Source organism: Aeromicrobium sp. 50.2.37 (assembly GCF_024655735.1).
Lineage (GTDB): Bacteria > Actinomycetota > Actinomycetes > Propionibacteriales > Nocardioidaceae > Aeromicrobium.
Window position 1 is genome coordinate 80,728 of sequence record NZ_JANLGG010000013.1, and the last position, 20,409, is coordinate 101,136.

Genomic DNA, 20,409 nt, shown 5'->3' on the forward strand with positions numbered 1-20,409 from the left:
GCCCGGCTCACTCCCACTCGATGGTGCCCGGCGGCTTGCTGGTGATGTCGAGGACGACGCGGTTGACGTCCTCGACCTCGTTGGTGATGCGCGTGGAGATCCGCTCCAGCACCTCGTAGGGCAGGCGGCTCCAGTCGGCGGTCATGGCGTCCTCGCTCGAGACGGGGCGCAGCACGATCGGGTGGCCGTAGGTGCGGCCGTCGCCCTGCACGCCCACCGAGCGGACGTCGGCGAGCAGCACCACCGGGAACTGCCAGATGTCGCCGTCGAGCCCGGCGGCCGACGTCTCCTCGCGCACGATCGCGTCGGCACGACGCAGGATCGCGAGCCGCTCGGCGTCGACCGCGCCGACGATGCGGATCGCCAGGCCAGGCCCGGGGAACGGGTGCCGGCCGACGATGGCCTCGGGGATGCCGAGCTGGCGGCCCACCTCGCGCACCTCGTCCTTGAAGAGCGTGCGCAGCGGCTCGACGAGCGAGAACTCGAGGTCCTCGGGCAGGCCGCCGACGTTGTGGTGGCTCTTGATGTTGGCCGCACCCTCGCCGCCCCCGGACTCGACGACGTCGGGGTAGAGCGTGCCCTGCACCAGGAACTTGACCGGCGGGCCCGGGGTGGCCAGCACCTCGCGCTCGGCCTCCTCGAACACGCGGATGAACTCACGCCCGATGATCTTGCGCTTGGTCTCGGGGTCGCTGACCCCGGCCAGGTGGCCGAGGAACCGCTCGCGCGCGTCGACGACCTTGAGGTCGACCCCCGTGGCCTCGACGTAGTCACGCTCGACCTGCTCGGCCTCGCCCTCGCGCAGCAGGCCGTGGTCGACGAAGACGGCGGTGAGCCGGTCGCCCACCGCGCGCTGGACCAGGGCGGTCGAGACGGCGGAGTCGACGCCACCGGACAGCGCGGAGATGACCCGGGCGTCGCCGACCTCGGCGCGGATCTTCTCGACCTGCTCCTCGACGATGTTGACGCTCGTCCACGTCTGGCGGCAGCCGGCGATGTCGACGAGGAACCGCTCCAGCACCTGCTGGCCGTGCTCGGAGTGCAGGACCTCGGGGTGCCACTGCACCCCGGCCAGTCGACGGTCGGTGTTCTCGAACGCCGCCACCGTCGCCCGCGGGGAGCGAGCGTTGACCGTGAAGCCGTCGGGTGCGCCGACGACCTCGTCGCCGTGCGACATCCACGACGTGATCGGGCCGGGCAGTCCCTGGAGCAGGGTCCCGGGGTCGAGCACCTCCACCGAGGTGCGTCCGTACTCCCGCTGGCCGGTGCGGGCGACGTCGCCGCCGAGCGCCGCCGCCATGGCCATGAAGCCGTAGCAGATGCCGAAGACCGGCACGTCGGACTCGACCATGGTCGGGTCGAGCTGGGGGGCGCCCGGCTCGTACACCGACGACGGGCCGCCCGAGAGGATGATCGCGGCCGGCTTGCGGGCGAGGATCTCCTCGACGGGCATCGTGTGCGGCACGATCTCGGAGTAGACGCGCGCCTCGCGGACCCGCCTCGCGATCAGCTGCGCGTACTGGGCGCCGTAGTCGACGACGAGGACGAGGTCGTGGTCAGGAGTCACCCCGTCATCGTATCGGTCGAAATATTTCTCCAGACCGTCGTAACCCCCTCCGTACGACGTCGTTGATCAGGACGGATCTCACTACACTCCCTCCCGTGAGATCCACAGTGCCGCCTCCTCGTGGCACATACAGGACCCGGCCCGTGAGCTCCCTCCAGGCCGGGTCCTGTGCTGTCCGGCACTCCCCCGCTCCAGCGCCGTAGATTGGCTCCGATGTCCGTCCTCGAGATCGTCCTCTCCGTCACCTGCGCCGCGCTGGCCGTGTCGCTCGTCGTGGCCTGGGGCCTGCTGCTCGGCGCACGCCGACGCATCGCGCAGCTCAAGCGGTCGATCCGGACCGAACGGCCGCGCATCCGGCTGGTGCCCACGCCGTCCGACGCCGTCCGCACCGTCGTCGGCACCGCGATCAGCCTGAAGGACAAGGGCCTCAGCGGAACGTTGCGCGGCTCGATCGACGACCTCGCCCGCTGGGCCGACGTCGAACGTCCCGACCTCGCCCGCATGGCGTCGCGCGACGGGACCGTGGCGATCCTGTTCTCCGACATCGAGGGCTCGACGGCCCTCAACCACGCGCTCGGCGACCGCGGCTGGGTGCAGCTGCTCTCGCGGCACGACGCGGTCGTCAACCGGGCCGTCAGTCGCCACGGCGGCTACGTCATCAAGACCCAGGGCGACGGCTTCATGGTGGCGTTCACCGACGCCGCCCAGGCGGTGGCCGCCGCGGCCGAGGTGCAGCGTCGGATCACCCGCGCGCGGCCCGGGTCACGCCTGAGCGGGGTGGCGGTGCGGATCGGCGTGCACCAGGGCTCGGCGGTGCACCGCGACGGCGACCTGTTCGGCCGCAACGTCGCCTACGCGGCACGCGTGGCGGCCCAGGCCGAGGGCGGTGAGGTGCTCGTGAGCGACGGTGCGCTCGAGTCGCTCGAGCAGACCCATGGCGACGACAGGCCCGCCGTGCTGGAGAGCCGCGAGGTCGACCTCAAGGGGATCCCGGGCACGCAGGTCGTGCACGCGATCGACTGGAAGGTCTGAGCACGAGCGCTCGGCCACCCGCTCGGCCGGTGCGGATCCCACCGTCTCAGCGCTGAGACGGTGGAGTCCGCACCGCGCGGGGCGTGGCCGCCCGATGCGGTGGAGAACTCACCGCTTTGGGGGGTCAGTCGAGGCGCTCGGTGGCCTTCTGCTGGAGCTTGGAGGCGAAGTTCGGGTCGTGGTCGAGCAGCTCGGCCACGTCGGAGTCGGTCAGGTGCAGGGCCTTGACGGGCGTCTTCGCCACGACGGTGGCGTTGCGCAGCTTGCCGTTGACCAGGGCCATCTCACCGATCACGTCGCCGGCCTCCAGCTCGGCGATCGGCTGCTTCTGGCGCCGCACCTCCATCGTCCCCTCGAGGATGATGTACGCCTTGTCCGCGGGGGTGTTCTCGATCATCACCGCCCAGCCCTCGGGGATGTTGACCGGACGACCGACGCCGGCGAGCTTCTCGACGGTCTCGGCGTCGAAGTCGGTGACGCGGGTCAACGCGTCGATGGTCTCGCGGTCTGCCTTGCGTGCCATGGCTTCCTCTCGGTCGTGCGACACCGGGGTGGGAGGGCGCCGCAACTCGTCCAACGACTCGAGCGAAGGGAGGACACGCCGCGGCATGCTGACGGTACGCTGCCGCACGTCCCCACCGCCAGCCCTGGAAGGTCCGACGTGGACGATCGTCCCTCCCGCTCGGCCACCCGGTCCCGGCGTGCGTTCGGGTCGGTGCTGCTCGGGCCGGCCGAGCAGGACCCCAGCCGGCTGCGCGTCCGCATCCAGCTCCTGCTGACCCTGTTCCTCGTCAGCACCAACGTCATCGGCGCCGGCATCGTCTTCGTGCTCTCGGTCTTCGTGGTGCCGAGCCCCGCGCCCACGCGCGAGATGGGCTACGCGCTCGCCGTCGCCGTGCCCTGCTACGTCGGACTGGCGGTGCTCATCGGCGCCACCTGGGGCACCTCGGCCACGCTCAAGGCGCAGCGGTGGGCCATCGAGGGCCGCGAGCCCGGGCCCAAGGACCGCCGCCGCGCGCTGCGGGCCCCCCGCATGCTCACCCTCATGCAGGCCATGCTCTGGATCCTCGCGACCGTCCTGTTCACGGTGCTCTCGCTGGTCGTGCAGCAGGAGCGCGCCCTGTCGACCGGTCTCACGGTCGGCATCGCCTCCATCGTCGTCACCACCATCGCCTACCTGCTCGCGGAGTTCGCGATGCGACCCGTGGCCGCACGCGCCCTCAGCGGTGCGGTCATGAAGAAGCCGCGCGGACTCGGCGCCGCCACCCGGGTCCTCATGTTCTGGTGGCTCGGCACGGGCGCGCCCGTCGTGGGCCTGGTCGTGGTCGGCATCCTCGCGCTCTCCACCGACCAGCTGACCCTGAGCGAGCTGGCCGTCGTCACGCTGGTGCTCGGCACCGTCGTGCTCTGCTTCGGCTTCTTCGTCATGTGGTTGACGGCGCGCGCCGTCGTGCAGCCCATCACGGGGGTCACCGCGGCCATGCGCGAGGTGGAGCGCGGCGAGTTCGGCACCACCATCGAGGTCTTCGACGGCTCCGAGCTCGGCATGCTGCAGTCCGGCTTCAACCAGATGTCCACCGGCCTGCTCGAGCGGGAGCGGCTGCGCGACGCCTTCGGGCGGCACGTGGGACGCGACGTGGCCGAGGCCGCTCTCGGCGAGATCCGGCTTGGCGGTGAGACCCGCGAGGTCTCGGTGCTGTTCACCGACCTCGTCGGCTCCACCACGTACGCCGAGCAGCGCGACCCCGACGAGGTCGTGGGCATGCTCAACGACTACTTCGGGGTGATCATCGCCGAGGTCGACGCGCACGGCGGGCTGGTCAACAAGTTCATGGGCGATGCGGTGCTGGCCGTCTTCGGGGCACCCCGACCGCTCGAGGACCACCCCGACCAGGCGCTCGCAGCCGCTCGCCGGATCGGGGAGCGGCTCGAGACCGAGCTCGTGGGCGTCCGCGCCGGGATCGGGGTGGCCACCGGCCGCGCCGTCGCAGGCTACGTCGGCGACGAGTCCCGCTACGAGTTCACCGTCATCGGCGACGCCGTCAACGCGGCGTCACGCCTCACCGAGCTGGCGAAGGACGTCGACGGCGGCGTGCTGGCCGACCTGCAGGCCGTCGAGGCGGCCGGCCCCGAGGAGTCGGCGCACTGGGCGTCGCACGGCAGCACCGTGCTGCGCGGCCGCTCCGACGAGACGCGGACCGCCGTGCCGCGGCGCGGCTCGCCCGCGTCCTGAGGCCGCGAGCCGGTCCCTTCCGTCCGACGATTCCCATCACCTGATGGGAATCCCCCACCCACCTGCGGATGCATCCCCCGGGAAGTGAGGGAAGACCATGGTGAGCTCACGATTCCCATCAGGTGATGGGAATCGTGAGCCGACCGATGCGACCGTCAGCTGACCCCGACGATGGGGAGCCGGAGGGCGCCGGGGGCGTCGTCGGGGACCACGGGGCTCTTGGGGGCGATCGGCTCCATGGACCGGAAGCCCTCGCCCACGGCGGGACGGACGTCGGTCTCGCCGCGGTTGGGCCAGTAGGCCATGGCGCGCTCGGCCTGGGCCGTGATGGTCAGCGACGGGTTGACGCCCAGGTTCGCGCTGATGGCGGAGCCGTCGACCACGTGCAGGCCCTCGTACCCGTACAGGCGGTGGTACGGGTCGATGACGCCCGTCTCGGGCGAGTCGCCGATGCAGGCGCCGCCCATGAAGTGCGCCGTGAGCGGCACGTTGAAGGGCTCGCCGATGGTGCCGCCGGGGGTGCCGCCCATGTGCTCGGCCATGCGCTGCACCGCCACGTGCCCGGGCTCGATGAACGCCGGGTTGGGCGCCCCGTGGCCCTGGCGCGACGTGAGCACCTTGCGACCGAGCAGGTTGCGCTTGGTGTACGTGGTGATCGAGTTGTCGTGCGTCTGCATGACGAGCGCGATGATCGTCCGCTCGGACCAGTGCCGCAGGTCGTACAGCTTGAACAGGTTGCGCTTCTGGTTCCACATCTCCTTGAGCCACGTCTTCCAGCGCTTGGCCGGCAGGCTGCCGTCGGTGAGGACGGTCTGCAGCAGCGACATCGCGTTGGAGCCACGGCCGTAGCGGCACGGCTCGATGTGGGTGTACTCGTCGGGGTGGAACGAGGAGGTGATCGCCACCCCCTCGGAGTAGTCGATGTCCTTGCCGTCGGAGATCGAGCCCAGGAGCGCCTCGGAGTTGGTGCGCGTGAGCAGCCCCAGGCGGTCGGAGACCTTCGGCAGGACGCCGCGGTCCTTCATGCGGTGCAGGAGCTTCTGGGTGCCCATCGAGCTGGCGGCGAAGATCACCTGCTCGGCGGTGATGACCTTGTGCTTGCGGAAGCGCTTGTTGGTGCCCCGGGTCTCGACGGCGTAGCCCCCGCCGGGCAGGGGCTCGACCGACACGACGGTGGTCAGGGCGTGGATCTCGGCGCCGTTCTGCTCGGCGAGGTGCAGGTAGTTCTTCACGAGCGTGTTCTTGGCGTTGTGCCGGCAGCCGGTCATGCACTCGCCGCAGTTGATGCAGGCGTTGCGGTCAGGTCCGGCGCCGCCGAAGTACGGGTCGGCGACCTTCGCGCCGGGCTCGTCGCCGAACAGCACGCCGACGGGCGTGTGGTGGAACGTGCCCTCCACGCCCATGTCGGCCGCGACCTTCTTGATGATCCGGTCGGCCGGGGTCTCGAAGGGGTAGGTGGCGACGCCGAGCATCCGCTTGGCCTGGTCGTAGTAGGGCGCCAGCTCGGTCTTCCAGTCGGCGATGTGGCCCCAGGCGGGGTCCTTGTAGAACGGGTCGAGCGGCTCGTAGAGCGTGTTGGCGTACACGAGCGACCCTCCACCCACGCCGGCACCGGAGAGGATGAGGACGTCCTTGAGCTTGTCGATGCGCTGGATGCCGTAGCAGCCCAGCTGCGGCATCCAGAGGAACTTGCGCAGCCGCCAGGACGTCTTGGCGAAGTCCTCGTCGCGGAACCGCTTGCCGGCCTCGAGCACCGCGACCTTGTAGCCCTTCTCGGTCAGGCGGAGCGCGGACACGCTGCCGCCGAAGCCTGAGCCGATGACGATGACGTCGTGGTCGAATGCCATGGGATACCTCTCGTCGTGCTGCGGGGTCGTGCGGGGTGGGGTCGTGCGGGAGCGAGGCGCTGCGGGGTCAGGCGCGCCGGGTGCGTCGCAGCACCTTGAGGCCGAGCGTGAGGGCCCGAGCGTAGGTCTTGGCCGGCACGAACGCCGGGCCGGCCATCGGCACGGCGCGCTGGACGGCCACCGACTGCGGCTCGGTGTAGCGCAGGATGCCCTCGGCGCCCTGGCGGCGGCCGACGCCCGAGCTACGCATGCCGCCCATGGGGGCGTCGATGCTGCCGAACGTGGCGGCGAACCCCTCGTTGATGTTGACCGTGCCGGCCTTGATGCGCGGCGCGACCAGGCGCGCCTGACGGACCGGGCCGAAGATGCTCGCGTTGAGGCCGTACTCGCCGGCGTTGGCGAGCGCGATCGCGTCCTCGACGGTGCGGTACCGGTACAGCGAGACGAGCGGGCCGAACGTCTCCTCGGCGAAGCAGGCGGCCGCCTCGGTGACGCCCTCCAGGACGGTGGGCTCGTAGAAGTAGGGGCCCAGGTCCGGGCGGGCCCGGCCGCCGGCGAGGACGGTGGCCCCGTTGGCGACGGCGTCGTCGACGTGCTTGGTGACGGTCTCGACCTGGCTCTGGGAGATGAGCGAGCCCATGTCGGCGTCCCAGTCGAAGCTCGCCCCGAGGCTGAGGGCGCGCACCCGGCGCACGAAGGCGTCGCGGAAGGAGTCGTAGAGCGCCTCGGGCACGTAGATGCGCTCGATGGACACGCACAGCTGGCCCGCCGAGGAGAAGGCGGCGTTGACGGCACCGGCCGCGGCGCGCTCGACGTCGGCACCCGGGAGGACGATCATCGGGTTCTTGCCGCCGAGCTCGAGCGAGCAGCTGACCAGACGCTCGGCGGCCTGCTTGGCCACGAGGGTGCCGGTGGCGGTGGAGCCCGTGAAGCAGATGTAGTCGGCGCGCTCGATGATCGCGGTCCCGACGACGGAGCCGGCCCCGCTGACGACCTGCCAGACGTCGGTGGGGATGCCCGCGCGGCGCAGCAGCTCCACGCCGGCGAGCGCGATGAGCGGGCTCTGGCTGTCGGGCTTGTGCACCACGGCGTTGCCGGCGGCGACGGCGGGCAGGCCGTCGGCGATGGCCATGGTCAGGGGGTAGTTCCAGGGGCTGATGACGCCCACGACCCCCTTGGGTACCTGGTTCACGTGCACGCTCGTGAGCCCGGGGAGGGCGCCGTTGCGCCGACGCGAGCGCAGCTGGCTGCGCAGGCGCCGTGCGTAGAACCGGGCGGTGAGCGCCAGGTGGGCCACCTCGTCGAAGGCGTGCGCACGCGCCTTGCCGGACTCCAGCTGGATGAGGTCGAGCAGCTCGTCCTGGTGGGCGAGCACCAGGTCGTGCAGGCGCAGCAGCGCGGCCGACCTGGCCTCGAGCGGCGTGCGGGCCCAGCGCTCCTGGGCGATGCGGGCGGCGTCGAACGCGGCCTCGACGTCGTCGATCGAGGAGACGGGGATCTCCGCGACGGCCTCACCGGTGAGCGGCGTGCGGGTGGTGCGGGTCTCGCCGCTCGTGCTGCGGATGAGGGCGGTGAGGCTCGAGACGCGGGAGGCGGGGACGACGCTGGCGGCGGACATGCTGCTCAGGATACCGCCGGTATGTGGAACGCGACAGGGCTTGTGTCACATCGGGGACGTCACACGTCAGCCCAGCAGGCCCTCGCCCCAGAAGCCCTTCGCGCCGAGGCCGGGAGGGCAGGCGAACAGCCCCGAGCTGCGGTGCACGATGTACTCGTTCAAGGCGTCGTTGGTGCTGCCCGCGAGCGTGCGCTGGATGCGCACGAACTGCGCGGGCGAGCGCTGGAAGCTGATGAAGAACAGCCCCGCCGCCAGCTGGCCCAGACCGTCGGTCCCGTTCACGAAGTTGTAGCCACGGCGCAGGATCTTGGCGCCCCCGTTGGAGTCGGGGTGGGCCATCCGCACGTGCGAGAGGGTGGGGATGGCCGGCTCGCCGTCAGCACCCTTGGCGGCCAGGTCGATCGCGGCGTGCTCGTCGCCACCCGACAGCGGTCCGCCCGACCCCTTGGCCCGGCCGATGATCGCCTCCTGGCCCGCCAGCGGCTCGCGGTCCCACGTCTCGATGCGCATGTCGATGCGTCGGGCCACCAGGTAGGACCCGCCCACGAGCCAGTCCGGTCCGTCGGACCCCTGCACCCACACGACGTCGTCGACGTCGCGGTCCTCGGACTTGACGTTGGCCGTCCCGTCCTTGAACCCGAAGAGGTTGCGCGGCGTCACCTGGGCGGCCGAGGTGGACGACGTTCGGCCGAAGCCCAGCTGGCTGTAGCGGACCGACGCCCGCCCGAAGGCGATGCGCACGAGGTTGCGGACCGCGTGCACGGCCACCTGCGGGTCGTTCGCGCAGGCCTGGATGGCGATGTCGCCACCGGTGAGCGCCGGGTCGAGCCGGTCGCCGGAGAAGGCCGGCAGGTCGACGAGCTCGTCGGGCCGTCGACCGTCGAGGCCGAACCGGGCCTTGCCGTCGCGCTCGAAGAGGCTGGGGCCGAAGCCGATCGTCAGGGTCAGGCCCGACGCGGGTAGGCCCAACGCCTCACCCGTGTCCTCCGGCGGGGCGAGCGGGGTCCCGGCGACCGCGCCGTACACCCCGACCTCGTTGCCCTGCGTGAGACGACGCGCGGCCTGGGTCCACTCCTTCAGCAGCGACACCAGCTCGTCGCGGCTCTCGGTGGTCACGTCGAGCACCACGAAGTGCAGACGGTCCTGGGCCGGGGTGAGGATCCCGGCCTGGTGCCGGCCCTCGAACGCGACCGGGACCGCGTCGGGGTCCGGTGCGACCGGCTCGTCACGGGTGGCGGCCACCGCGTAGCCACCGGCGGCCCCCGCGGCGAGCGCGCCGACCCCGGCCGCCCCCAGCAGGGAACGACGGGAGACGCCGCGGCGCTCGGTCACGACCGCCGTCCTGCCGCGGTCGAACCCGTGAGGCAGGTGGTCACGCCGAGGCGGCCACGACGGCCGCGACCTTGCTGATCGGCTCGCTCAGGGCGGCGACGGCGTCGGAGAGCTTCTTGACCTGGGCCTTCGTGAGCGTGTCGTAGCCGACCCACTCGCCGGTGTCGGCGTCCTGGTGCTGGTCGAGCTCGGTGTCGAGCGCCTCGAAGCGCTGGTCGATGAGCGTCACCAGCTCGGGGTCGGCCTTCTCCAGCACGGGGCGCAGCGCCGCGATGGCCGCCTGGGACCCCTCGATGTTGGCCTTGAAGTCCCACAGGTCGGTGTGGCTGAACTCGTCCTCCTCGCCGGTGATCTTGCCGGTGGCGACCTCGTCGAGCAGACCCTTGGAGCCCTGGGCCAGCTGCAGCGCGGTGAGCGGCTGCTCCTTGCTGAGCTCGACGACCTTCTTCACGTTGGCGAGCAGCTCGTCGGCGTAGGGGTCCATGCCCTTCGTGTTGCCCTCGACCCACAGCTGCTTCTCGATGCGGTGCCAGCCCGTGAAGTCGCGACCCTCGGCCTTCGCGTCGGGCTCACGGCCGTCGGTGATGGGGTCGAGGTCGCCGAAGATCTCGGCGACGGGCTCGATGCGCTCCCAGTAGGTGCGGGCCCGCGGGAACAGCGCCTTGGCCTCGTCGACCTCGCCGGCCTTGACGGCGTCGACGAACTCGGTGGTCTTGTCGATCAGCGCGCCGGTCTGGCTCTCGACGTAGCGCTCGTAGCTCGCCGCGGCGGCCTTGAGCTCCTCGGAGTCCGACAGGTCCTTCGCCGGCGCGCCCGTCACGGACAGCGTCTGGCGGATGCCGTCGCCAACCATGCCCGGCTTGCAGGCGCCCTCGTAGGAGCCCTTCGGCAGGTCGACGACCAGGTCGCGCGACAGGCCGGGGCCGACGTTCTCGACCTCGCCCATGATGCGGTCGCCGTCGGCGTAGACGTAGAACTCGGTGACCTTGGAGCCCTTGTTGGTCACCTGGAAGGTGGTCGGGCCGGCGTCGAGCTTCGTGGCGGACACCTCGCACGAGGAGTCCGAGGCGGCGACGGCGACGGTGCCGTCACCGGCGGCCGGCTCCTCGGCGCACGCGCCGAGGAGGGAGAGCGAGACGGCCACCAGGCCGGTGGCGGCGAGACTGCGGTGCATGGGATTCCTTCGGGAACGGGCGTCCAGGTGAGGACAGCCTCACCATGGTAGTCCCGCACCGGTTCCTCGACGCAACGATCCTGCGTGTGACGTGTGCCGACCCCCGCCCCGCCCCGCCACGCCCTCCCCGCCCCCATCGGTGGATCCTCAACCGCAAGGCCGCGTCTGCGGTCGAGGATCCACCGATCGTGGGGGCGGGCGGCCGACGGATCTTCACACGATCTCCAGGTCGCTCCCCCACGGCGGAGCCCGTGCCGAACCTAGGGTCGGGTCCATGACCACCGGAGCCCGTCGCACCATCCTCGTCGTCGAGGACGAGCCGCTCATCAACCAGATGGTGACCGACCGTCTGCGCGCCGAGGGCCACGACGTGGTCCAGGCGCACGACGGGCCGGGGGCCGTCGTCGCGTTCGAGGAGCACCACCCCGACCTGGTCGTGCTGGACCTCATGCTTCCCGGGTTCGACGGGCTGGAGGTGTGCCGACGCGTGCAGGCCCTGCGTCCGGTCCCCGTGCTGATGCTCACCGCACGCGACGACGAGACCGACGTGCTCGTGGGCCTCGGCGTCGGGGCCGACGACTACGTGACCAAGCCGTTCCGCCAGCGTGAGCTGGTGGCCCGCGTCCACGCCCTCCTGCGCCGCGTCGACCGCGCCGCCGAGCTGGCTGCGCAGGCAGCCCCGACGCGCACCGTCGGCTCGCTGGCCGTCGACGGCGCCACACGTCGGGTGAGGGTCGACGGCGCCGACGTGCATCTCACGCCGCTGGAGTTCGACCTCCTCGCGGCACTCGCTGCGGAGCCCGGGTCGGTGCGCAGCCGCGAGGAGCTCATGCAGGAGGTGTGGGGCTGGTCCGACGCCTCGGGCACCCGCACGCTCGACAGCCACGTGAAGGCCCTGCGCGCGAAGATCGGCGCCGACCGCGTGCGCACGGTGCACGGCGTCGGGTACGCCCTGGAGGAGCGATGAGCTCCCGACCAACGGGCACCCGACCGACCAGAACCGGACCGGCTGGCACCCGATCCACGGGCGGCGGGCGTCCGCTCGACGCGGTCGGGTCGATCAAGGCCAAGCTGGGCCTGCTCGTCGGCGCGAGCACCGTGGTCGCCGCGCTCCTCGCCCAGATCGGCGACCGGGCCGGGCTGCCCGTCTGGGTCTCCCTCCCGGTCACGGTGGGAGCCGCACTGCTCGTGACGCAGTGGCTCGCCCGCGGCATGACCTCGCCGCTGCGCACCATGACCGACGCCACCGCGCGCATGTCGGCGGGCGACTACGGCGTCCGCGTCGGCGCCACGTCCGACGACGAGGTCGGCCGGCTCGCCCGCGCGTTCGACGCCATGGCCGCCGCCCTCGAGTCGACCGACCGCGAGCGCCGTCAGCTGGTCGCAACCGTCGCGCACGAGCTGCGCACCCCGCTCACCGCGCAGCGGGCGCTCCTGGAGAACCTGGCCGACGGCGTCGTCCAGCCCGACGACGCCGCGCTGGGCGCCGCGCTGCAGCAGGCGGAGCGCCTGAGCGACCTCGTGGCCGACCTGCTCGACCTCTCACGCATCGACGCGGGCGTGGCGCCGCTGCGCCTCGAGGACGTCGACGTGGAGGCGCTCGTGCGGTCCGTCGTGGACGAGAGCCCCGACCGTGGGCGCGACACGTCCGTGACCGTGGAGGTGGCACCGTCGGGCCTCACCGTCCGCGCCGATCCCGGGCGGCTCGCCCAGGTCGTGGCGAACCTCGTCGACAACGCCGTCCGGCACAGTCCCGCCGGTCGCTCGGTCCGGGTGAGCGCCTCGGCCGACGACGGCCGGTGGCACCTCGACGTCCGCGACGAGGGTCCGGGCATCCCGTCCGAGCTGGAGGACCGCGTGTTCGAGCGGTTCGGCACCGGCCCCGACGCAGGGGGCGGCACCGGCCTCGGGCTCGCGATCACCCGCTGGGTCTGCGAGCTGCACGGCGGCACCGTCGACGTCGTGCCCTCCACGGCGGGAGCGCACCTGCGAGCCACCCTTCCGCGCGACCCCCGCCCCACACCCCGTCCGGCCGTCGCCCCGACCCCGACCTCGCCCCCGACCCTCCCGACGATCGACCCGAGGAGCACCTCCATGACCGCGAGCCCCCCTCCCCAGCAGCCAGGAACCACCGAGACGGTGGCGGACGTCGCAGCACCACCCTCCACCGGGCGAGCCGACGACCTGCTGGCCCGCCTGTGGCCCGAGCGGGCACTGCCCCCGCAGGTGCCGCTGCTCCTCGCCTCGGCCGGCGTGGGTGTGCTCGGCTCCCTGCTGATCGTCGACCAGCCGATCGGCGTCGGCTCCCTGCTGCTCGCCCTCGCCGTCGCTGCCGTCGTGCTGGCGGCGGCACACGGTCGCTCCCGTGGCGCCGCCGACCCGTTCACGGTCGTGGGCGTGGCGCTCGGGGTCGCCCTGGCGTCGATGACGGTGCTACGTGCCAGCGAGTGGCTCGGTCTGCTGGGCGTGGTCGTGGCCGGCACGACCGTCGCCGTCGCCGTCACCGGCGCCCGGTCGGTCGCGGCGATTCCCGGTGCCGTCGTCGCGTGGATCGCCTCCGCCGCCCGCGGGCTGCCGCTCCTCGGGCGGACGCTCTCGGCCACGAGCCGCTCCCGCCTGCTGTGGCCGGTGCTGCGCACGACCGCCCTGGCCGCGGCCGGCCTGGTCCTGTTCGGCGGGCTCTTCGCCTCGGGCGACGCCGTCTTCGGCACCTGGGCGTCGAGCCTCGTCCCCGACCTCGCCTGGGACTCGGTCGTGGCTCGCGGATTCGTCTGCTTCTTCGTCGCCGGCGTCACCTTGGCCGGCAGCTACCTGGCGCTCAACCCGCCGCCCCTCCTCGCCGAGGACCTCCCGACCGGCAGACCGGTGCGGCACCGGTGGGAGTGGCTCGTGCCGCTCGGCACCGTCGTCGTCCTGTTCGTCGCCTTCCTCGTGGCGCAGTCGGCGGCGATGTGGGGTGGCCGCGACTACCTGCAGCGCACCACCGGCCTCACCTACGCCGAGTACGTGCACCAGGGCTTCGGGCAGCTGACGACGGTGACGTTCCTGACCCTCGTCGTCATCGGGGTCGCCGCCCGCAAGGCCCCACGCACCGACGAGCGGGACAGGCTCGTGCTGCGGCTGGTGCTGGGCCTGCTGTGCGTGCTGACGCTCGCGGTCGTCGTGTCCGCGCTCTACCGCATGGACCTGTACCAGGAGGCCTACGGCTACACCGTGCTCCGCCTCGCCGTCGTGGGCTTCGAGCTGTGGCTCGGGCTGCTCGTGGCACTCACGCTGGTGGCGATCGGCCGCCTCGACGGGTCCTGGCTGCCGCGGGCCGCCCTGCTGAGCGGTGCCGGAGCCTTGCTGGTCCTCGGCCTGATGAATCCCGCCGGCTGGGTGGCCACCCACAACGTGGAGCGATTCGCCGAGACCGGGACCCTCGACGTCGACTACCTGCGCTCGCTCGGCGACGACGCGGTCCCGTCGATCGTGGCGGGCCTGCCCGAGCGGACGGCCGCGTGCGTCCTGGACGACCCGTACGGCCCGACGGAGACCGACGACGACGGTGCCTGGTCCTGGAACCTGGGTCGGGAGCGCGCCGACCGTGCACGGTCCGAGGTGGCTGCGGTCCCGTCCGACGGGTCGTGCCTCACCATCGCGCGTGAGTGAGGTCAGCGGGTGAGGACGACCATCCAGCCCACCATGGCGGCGCATGCGGCGACACCGACGACCAGGCCGACGAGAGGCCAGTGCCACGTGCGTCTGCGCCGGATCGCCCCTCGGACGATGAGCAGCGCGGAGCCGAGGACGGCGGTCGCCAGCACCAGCCAGAGGACGGCGATGCCCAGGAAGAACAGCAGTCCTCCCCCGTCGCCGCACAACAGTGCGCCGTCGTCGGATGAGGTTCCGCAGCCGTCGGCCGCCATGACCAGCAGCAGCGCCATGACACCGGCGACGGCGGACAGGGCGGAGAGCCCGAGCCACAGGACGGTCGCGACGACGACGTCGGCGACGCGCACGGGGCCGAGGTCGGCCGGCAGCGACGGCAGCCGGCTGCCGGTGTCGTCCGAGGCCGGCCCGTCGCTCACGCGACGACGACCTCGACCCGCTGGAACTCCTTGAGCTCGGTGTAGCCCGTCGTGGCCATCGCGCGGCGGAGGGCGCCGATGAGGTTCATCGTGCCGTCGGGCACCGACGACGGGCCGAAGAGCACCGACTCGAGCGAGCCGACGGTGCCGATCTCGACGCGCTTGCCGCGCGGCAGCTCGGCGTGCCACGCCTCGGCACCCCAGTGGAAGCCGCGGCCGGGGGCCTCGGTGGCACGGGCGAACGGGGAGCCGATCATGACCGCGTCGGCCCCGCAGGCGACGGCCTTGGCGATGTCGCCGCTGCGGCCGATCGAGCCGTCGGCGATGACGTGCACGTAGCGGCCACCCGACTCGTCGAGGTAGTCGCGGCGGGCCGCGGCGACGTCGGCGACGGCGGACGCCATGGGCACCGCGACGCCGAGCACCGACCGCGTGGTGTGCGCGGCGCCGCCGCCGAAGCCGACGAGGACGCCCGCCGCGCCGGTGCGCATGAGGTGCAGGGCGGCCTGGTAGGTGGCGCAGCCGCCGACGATGACGGGGACGTCGAGCTCGTAGATGAACTCCTTGAGGTTGAGCGGCTCGGTCTGGCTCGAGACGTGCTCGGCCGAGACGGTGGTGCCGCGGATGACGAAGAGGTCGACCCCGGCCTCCACGACCACGTCGGAGAACTGCTTGGTGCGCTGCGGGGAGAGCGCGGCGGCCACGGTGACCCCGGCGTCGCGGATCTCGCGCAGGCGGTCCTTGATCAGCTCGGCCTTGATCGGCTCGCCGTAGATCTCCTGCAGCCGTGCGGTCGCGGCGACGGCGTCGAGGGACGCGATCTCGGCCAGCAGCGGGGTCGGGTCCTCGTAGCGGGTCCACAGACCCTCGAGGTCGAGCACGCCGAGCCCGCCGTGGCGACCGAGCGCGATCACGGTCTCGGGGCTCATCACCGAGTCCATCGGTGCGGCGATGACCGGGAGCTCGAAGCGGTAGGCGTCGATCTGCCAGGCCGTCGAGACCTCCTCGGGGTCGCGGGTGCGCCGGCTGGGCACGATCGCGATGTCGTCGAAGGAGTAGGCGCGGCGGCCGCGCTTGGCGGCACCGATGTCGAGCTCAGGCATGCGTCCCACCCTAGTGGCGACCGGCGCCACGTCTCGTCGTGCGTCGTCGCGCGCCCCAGGTCCTCGCCGTCAGAGGTAGGTGGCGCGCGGAATCGGCGGGGCGGAGGTCGGTAGTGCGCGGAATCGGGCCTCGTATCCGCGTGCCACCTACCTGCGACGCGAGAATGTCGCGGGTCACCTACCTCTGACGGCGATTCCGCGGGCTACCTACCTCTGACGGCCGCGGGCCTCGCGCTCGGCGAGCGCCTTGAGGGTGAGCAGCTGGCGGCGCGCCATCGGGAGGTCACCGAGCGAGAGCAGGTCGACGAGGGGTCGACGACCGCGCGAGACGAGCTTGAGCAGCAGGCGGGTGCGCCCCTGCCCTGCCGGCTCGACGCGGTAGCTCATGACGGCGGGCCCGATCCGGGCCGTGACCTCGCGGCCGGGCTCCACCGCGAGCACCCGCCCGACCTGGCGTCCCATCGCGGTCATGAACACGTCGCCGACGACGGGGTCGGGCAGGTCTGACCGCTCCCGCGGCGAGCGTCGGCCGAGGTTGTCGACCCAGTCGTAGGAGTACGGGGCCAACCTCAGCTGGCGCACCCACGCCCACACCACGTCGGCCGGCGCGTCGACCGTGACACCCCGCCACGCCTGCATCGGCGCGTCGGGCAGGACGCCGTCGCATCCGTACTGAAGCGCGACCTCGGCGTCGGTGACGCCCCACCGGTCGGCCAGGACGCGACGGGGCCTCACGACGTCGTCAGCGTCCGGCGTAGTTGGGCGCCTCGACGGTCATCTGGATGTCGTGCGGGTGGCTCTCCTTGAGCCCCGCCGACGTGATGCGCACGAAGCGGCCGCGCTCCTGCAGCTCGGGGATGGTGCGCGAGCCGACGTAGAACATCGACTGGTGCAGACCACCGACGAGCTGGTGGGCGACCGCACCGAGCGGGCCTCGGTAGGCCACCTGGCCCTCGATGCCCTCGGGGACGATCTTGTCGTCGCTCACGACGTCGGCCTGGAAGTAGCGGTCCTTGGAGTAGGACTTCTTGCCGCGCGAGGCCATGGCGCCGATGGACCCCATGCCGCGGTACGTCTTGTACTGCTTGCCGTTCATGAAGATCAGGTCCCCGGGGCTCTCCTCGCAGCCGGCGAGCAGCGAGCCGACCATGACCGAGTCGGCACCCGCGACGAGCGCCTTGGCGATGTCGCCGGAGTACTGCAGGCCGCCGTCGGCGATGACCGGCACGCCCGCCGGCTTGGCGGCGAGCGAGGCCTCGTAGACGGCCGAGATCTGCGGGACGCCCACGCCGGCCACCACACGGGTGGTGCAGATGGATCCGGGCCCGACACCGACCTTCACGGCGTCGACCCCGGCGTCGACGAGCGCCTGGCTGCCGGCGCGGGTGGCGATGTTGCCGCCGATCACCTGGATGCCGTCGAAGGCGCGGTCGGCCTTGATGCGGCGGACCATGTCGAGCAGGAGGCGGGCGTGACCGTGGGCGGTGTCGACGACGAGCACGTCGACCCCGGCCTCGCGCAGGGCGTTGGCGCGGTCCCAGGAGTCGCCGAAGAAGCCGACCGCGGCACCGACGAGCAGGCGGCCCTCGTCGTCCTTGCTGGCGAGCGGGTACTGCTCGGACTTCACGAAGTCCTTGACGGTGATGAGGCCGGCGAGACGGTCGTCGGCGTCGATGATCGGGAGCCGCTCACGCTTGTGCTGGCGCAGCAGCGCCGAGGCGTCCTCACGGCTGATGCCGACGGGTCCGGTGACGAGCGGCATGGGCGTCATGACGTCGCCGACGATCGTGGTGGACCACTCCGCGACGGGCGTGAAGCGCAGGTCGCGGTTGGTGATGATGCCGAGGAGTCGGTTGTCGGGGTCGACGACGGGCAGGCCCGACACGCGGTACTCGCCGCAGATCTCGTCGAGCTCCTCGAGCGTGGCCTTCGGGCCGATGGTGACGGGGTTGGGGATCATGCCGGTCTGGGTGCGCTTGACCAGGTCGACCTGGTAGCTCTGGTCCTCGATGGACAGGTTGCGGTGCAGGATGCCGATGCCGCCCTCGCGGGCCATGGCGATGGCCATCCGCGACTCCGTGACGGTGTCCATCGCGCTCGACAGCAGCGGGATCCGCAGCGTCAGGTCGCGGGTGAGCCGCGCGGTGGTGTCGACGTCACTCGGGACGACGTCGGTCTCGCCGGGAAGCAGCAGGACGTCGTCGTACGTGAGGCCGAGGCTGGCGAACTTGTCGGGGATGCCCTGCTCCATGCAGCCATGGTACGGCTGCCGACCCCGGGACCCCAGGGGCCGTGGCGTGACGCGGCTCCTACCCGCCCGACGAGGGCGCAGGCCCCCGACGCAGGCCCGCGCGACGGGTGCACTCCGTCCCCGAACACTGGCAGGATGGTCGCCGGACCGGCGGACCAGGCCGCCGGGGTTCGGGAGGAAGCATGAGCACCAACCCAGCGACGTCCAGCCTGCGGCTGCTGCCGATGCGCCCGCGCGATCCGGGCGAGTCCGGCCGCACGGCCAGCGCGCTCGAGCTGTTCTTCGACCTCGTCTTCGTCGTCGCGGTGAGCACGGCGTCGGTCGAGCTGCACCACGCGCTGACCGAGGACCACGTCGTCGACGGCCTCGTGTCCTACGCCGCGGTGTTCTTCGCCATCTGGTGGGCGTGGATGAACTTCACCTGGTTCGCCACGTCGTTCGCGGTCGACGACTGGCTCTACCGGGTGCTCACCTTCGTGCAGATGGCCGGCGTGCTCGTGCTCGCCGCGGGTGTGGAGCCGGTGTTCGCCGACGCCGACTTCCGCCTCGCCGTCGCCGGCTACGTGATCATGCGCGTCGCGATGGTGGCGCAGTGGCTGCGAGCCGCCCGCGCGAGCGACGAGCACCGGCGCACCTGCCTGACCTACGCAGGTGGCATCGCGCTGGTGCAGGTGCTGTGGATCGGGATGCTCGCCCTGCCCGCCTCCGTCGTGCCCGTCGCCTTCGTCGTGCTGCTGCTCGCGGAGCTGGCGGTGCCGGTCGTGGCCGAGCGCACCGGCGCCACCACGCCCTGGCACCCGCACCACATCACGGAGCGGTACGGCCTGTTCACGCTGATCCTGCTCGGCGAGAGCCTGCTCGGCTCGGCGAAGGCCATCCTCGAGGCCCTGCACGAGGACACCGCCCTCGGACCGCTCCTCGCCGTGGCCGCACTCGCGTTCGTCTCCACGGCCGCCCTGTGGTGGATCTACTTCTGGCCGCCGCACCACCGGGCCATCACCTCGTTCGCCAGCTCGCTGCGCTACGGCTACGTGCACTTCCTCGTGTTCGCTGCCGCAGGAGCACTGTCAGCCGGCATCGAGGTGGAGATCGACGTGCTGACGGACCACTCGAAGCTGTCCGACCTGGCGGCGGCGTTCACCGTGACGGTGCCGGTCGCGCTGTTCGTGCTCGGCATCTGGTGGATCGCCCTGCGGGACCATGCCGATCGCGTCGTCAACACGGTCGTGCCGCTCGGCGCGTTGCTGGTGCTGCTCGACCCGGTCCTGCCGATCCCGTTCGCCGTCACCGCGATCGTGCTGGTGGCCATCGTGGTGGTCCTGGTGCGACGACCACCCACCACGGCGCCTGCCGGTCACTGAACGGCAGGCGCGGGCTACAGGCCGGTCTTCCCCTCGGCCCAGTAGGGCTGCGTCCTCACCGCCTTGCGGTCCAGCCCCACGACGTCGCGCAGCAGCGTGCGCTGGCGCTGGATGGCCGGACCGTTGCCGGCCAGGTAGGCCACCGGGTCGGGCAGCACGCGCAGCGCCTCGACGTTCGCGCGGATCCAGGCGTCCAGGACGGCTCCGGGTGCCTCGACCGCGGGAAGCACCGTGGCCTCGGGCACGAGCGCACGGGTGGCGTCCACGTCGGCCTCGGGCACCTCGAGCACGGTGACCAGGTCGCGTCCGTCGCGGTCCGCACGCTCGGCCATGCACAGCGCGAGGCTGATGACGGTCGCGTCGCCCAGGAGCACGATGGGCCGTCCCTCGCTCGGCGCCGTCTGCCGCCCGCGGCCCGGCACCCCCGCCAGGTCCCAGGTGAAGGCCCGCGCGGACGACCACCGGCAGACCTTCACGGCGTCGCCCTCGGACCAGCTCTCGACCAGGTCGTGACCGGGCGTCGGGCCGGGATGGTCGTGGCGCTGCACGATGATCGTGAGGGCGTCGCCCTCGACCAGTGCAGGCGTGTAGTGGCGGAACTCGTTGCGGGACACGCGGAACGCGGTCACGTCGCACGGCTCGATCGTGGCACCCACGAAGTCGGAGCACCGCAGGACGAGACGGCGCAGGCCCGGCGAGATCACCTCGTTCGCGCCGACGGTGGCCTCGTGGGCCTGGGCCTCCACGTAGTTCGCGAGCAGGGTGGGTGTCTTCGACACGGTGTGCTCCAGGTCGGCCGGGTCGGGCAGCGACGGCCCCGA

At 72.1% G+C, this 20,409-nt stretch carries 16 protein-coding genes; 5 read left to right on the top strand and 11 right to left on the bottom strand.

All coding sequences use genetic code 11. From position 1 onward, the window contains the following. Positions 1–7: 7 nt before the first annotated feature. The gene (guaA, locus tag NUV38_RS08870) at positions 8–1,567 is read right to left on the bottom strand and encodes a glutamine-hydrolyzing GMP synthase (RefSeq protein WP_257728781.1); all 1,560 of its coding nucleotides are present in this window, start codon (positions 1,565–1,567) and stop codon (positions 8–10) included. Between the two features lie 213 nt (positions 1,568–1,780). Here guaA and NUV38_RS08875 point away from each other — a divergent pair, with 213 nt between their 5' ends. After that, the gene (locus NUV38_RS08875) at positions 1,781–2,599 is read left to right on the top strand and encodes an adenylate/guanylate cyclase domain-containing protein (RefSeq protein ID WP_257728782.1); all 819 of its coding nucleotides are present in this window, start codon (positions 1,781–1,783) and stop codon (positions 2,597–2,599) included. 124 nt (positions 2,600–2,723) lie between these two features. Here NUV38_RS08875 and NUV38_RS08880 read toward each other — a convergent pair whose 3' ends face one another. Then, positions 2,724–3,122 (bottom strand): cyclic nucleotide-binding domain-containing protein, encoded by a 399-nt coding sequence (locus tag NUV38_RS08880; protein ID WP_055963666.1) that lies wholly within the window; start codon positions 3,120–3,122, stop codon positions 2,724–2,726. A 138-nt stretch (positions 3,123–3,260) separates the two neighbouring features. Here NUV38_RS08880 and NUV38_RS08885 point away from each other — a divergent pair, with 138 nt between their 5' ends. Beyond that, positions 3,261–4,832 (top strand): adenylate/guanylate cyclase domain-containing protein, encoded by a 1,572-nt coding sequence (locus NUV38_RS08885; protein ID WP_257728783.1) that lies wholly within the window; start codon positions 3,261–3,263, stop codon positions 4,830–4,832. A 155-nt stretch (positions 4,833–4,987) separates the two neighbouring features. Here NUV38_RS08885 and NUV38_RS08890 read toward each other — a convergent pair whose 3' ends face one another. The 4 genes from NUV38_RS08890 to efeO form a co-directional block, all read right to left on the bottom strand. Further along, on the bottom strand, positions 4,988–6,679 hold the full coding sequence (locus tag NUV38_RS08890; RefSeq protein WP_257728784.1) for a GMC oxidoreductase: 1,692 nt from the start codon (positions 6,677–6,679) through the stop codon (positions 4,988–4,990). Between the two features lie 67 nt (positions 6,680–6,746). Beyond that, entirely contained in the window at positions 6,747–8,297 is a 1,551-nt protein-coding gene (locus NUV38_RS08895; protein WP_257728785.1) for a succinic semialdehyde dehydrogenase, read from the bottom strand. A gap of 66 nt (positions 8,298–8,363) precedes the next feature. Beyond that, on the bottom strand, positions 8,364–9,629 hold the full coding sequence (efeB, locus tag NUV38_RS08900; RefSeq protein ID WP_257728786.1) for an iron uptake transporter deferrochelatase/peroxidase subunit: 1,266 nt from the start codon (positions 9,627–9,629) through the stop codon (positions 8,364–8,366). A 40-nt stretch (positions 9,630–9,669) separates the two neighbouring features. After that, positions 9,670–10,803 carry an iron uptake system protein EfeO gene (gene efeO / locus NUV38_RS08905; protein ID WP_257728787.1) on the bottom strand — a complete coding sequence of 378 codons (1,134 nt, stop codon included), beginning with the start codon at positions 10,801–10,803 and terminating at the stop codon, positions 9,670–9,672. Positions 10,804–11,077: 274 nt separating this feature from the next. On the opposite strand from efeO, the gene NUV38_RS08910 reads away from it, so the two are divergent. Next, complete coding sequence (locus tag NUV38_RS08910) at positions 11,078–11,770, top strand: response regulator transcription factor (protein ID WP_257728788.1); 693 nt, start codon at positions 11,078–11,080, stop codon at positions 11,768–11,770. Further along, entirely contained in the window at positions 11,767–14,454 is a 2,688-nt protein-coding gene (locus tag NUV38_RS08915; RefSeq protein ID WP_257728789.1) for a DUF4153 domain-containing protein, read from the top strand. Before NUV38_RS08910 ends, NUV38_RS08915 begins: the two co-directional genes overlap by 4 nt. A gap of 2 nt (positions 14,455–14,456) precedes the next feature. Here the strand turns inward: NUV38_RS08915 and NUV38_RS08920 are convergent, their stop codons facing one another. The 4 genes from NUV38_RS08920 to guaB form a co-directional block, all read right to left on the bottom strand. Continuing rightward, positions 14,457–14,873, bottom strand: coding sequence for a hypothetical protein (locus NUV38_RS08920; protein ID WP_257728790.1), 417 nt, complete (start codon positions 14,871–14,873; stop codon positions 14,457–14,459). Beyond that, positions 14,870–15,976 (bottom strand): GuaB3 family IMP dehydrogenase-related protein, encoded by a 1,107-nt coding sequence (locus tag NUV38_RS08925; RefSeq protein WP_055966179.1) that lies wholly within the window; start codon positions 15,974–15,976, stop codon positions 14,870–14,872. Before NUV38_RS08925 ends, NUV38_RS08920 begins: the two co-directional genes overlap by 4 nt. A 207-nt stretch (positions 15,977–16,183) precedes the next feature. Next, positions 16,184–16,711: an SRPBCC family protein gene (locus tag NUV38_RS08930; RefSeq protein ID WP_257728791.1), complete on the bottom strand. Its 528-nt coding sequence runs from the start codon at positions 16,709–16,711 to the stop codon at positions 16,184–16,186. A gap of 7 nt (positions 16,712–16,718) precedes the next feature. Continuing rightward, the gene (gene guaB / locus NUV38_RS08935; RefSeq protein ID WP_257728792.1) at positions 16,719–18,227 is read right to left on the bottom strand and encodes an IMP dehydrogenase; all 1,509 of its coding nucleotides are present in this window, start codon (positions 18,225–18,227) and stop codon (positions 16,719–16,721) included. Between the two features lie 182 nt (positions 18,228–18,409). Between guaB and NUV38_RS08940 the strand changes: the two genes are divergently transcribed. Next, on the top strand, positions 18,410–19,588 hold the full coding sequence (locus tag NUV38_RS08940) for a low temperature requirement protein A (RefSeq protein ID WP_257728793.1): 1,179 nt from the start codon (positions 18,410–18,412) through the stop codon (positions 19,586–19,588). Between the two features lie 14 nt (positions 19,589–19,602). Here NUV38_RS08940 and NUV38_RS08945 read toward each other — a convergent pair. After that, on the bottom strand, positions 19,603–20,409 hold an 807-nt coding region (locus NUV38_RS08945), incomplete at its 5' end, for an SIP domain-containing protein (RefSeq protein ID WP_257728794.1).

Bases quoted from the DNA above. Each gene is read 5' to 3' on its own strand.
- efeO (WP_257728787.1), bottom strand. From the start codon at position 10,803: ATGCACCGCAGTCTCGCCGCCACCGGCCTGGTGGCCGTCTCGCTCTCC.
- NUV38_RS08890 (WP_257728784.1), bottom strand. From the start codon at position 6,679: ATGGCATTCGACCACGACGTCATCGTCATCGGCTCAGGCTTCGGCGGC.
- NUV38_RS08925 (WP_055966179.1), bottom strand. From the start codon at position 15,976: ATGCCTGAGCTCGACATCGGTGCCGCCAAGCGCGGCCGCCGCGCCTAC.
- NUV38_RS08910 (WP_257728788.1), top strand. From the start codon at position 11,078: ATGACCACCGGAGCCCGTCGCACCATCCTCGTCGTCGAGGACGAGCCG.
- NUV38_RS08875 (WP_257728782.1), top strand. From the start codon at position 1,781: ATGTCCGTCCTCGAGATCGTCCTCTCCGTCACCTGCGCCGCGCTGGCC.
- NUV38_RS08940 (WP_257728793.1), top strand. From the start codon at position 18,410: ATGAGCACCAACCCAGCGACGTCCAGCCTGCGGCTGCTGCCGATGCGC.
- NUV38_RS08880 (WP_055963666.1), bottom strand. From the start codon at position 3,122: ATGGCACGCAAGGCAGACCGCGAGACCATCGACGCGTTGACCCGCGTC.
- NUV38_RS08895 (WP_257728785.1), bottom strand. From the start codon at position 8,297: ATGTCCGCCGCCAGCGTCGTCCCCGCCTCCCGCGTCTCGAGCCTCACC.
- guaB (WP_257728792.1), bottom strand. From the start codon at position 18,227: ATGGAGCAGGGCATCCCCGACAAGTTCGCCAGCCTCGGCCTCACGTAC.
- NUV38_RS08915 (WP_257728789.1), top strand. From the start codon at position 11,767: ATGAGCTCCCGACCAACGGGCACCCGACCGACCAGAACCGGACCGGCT.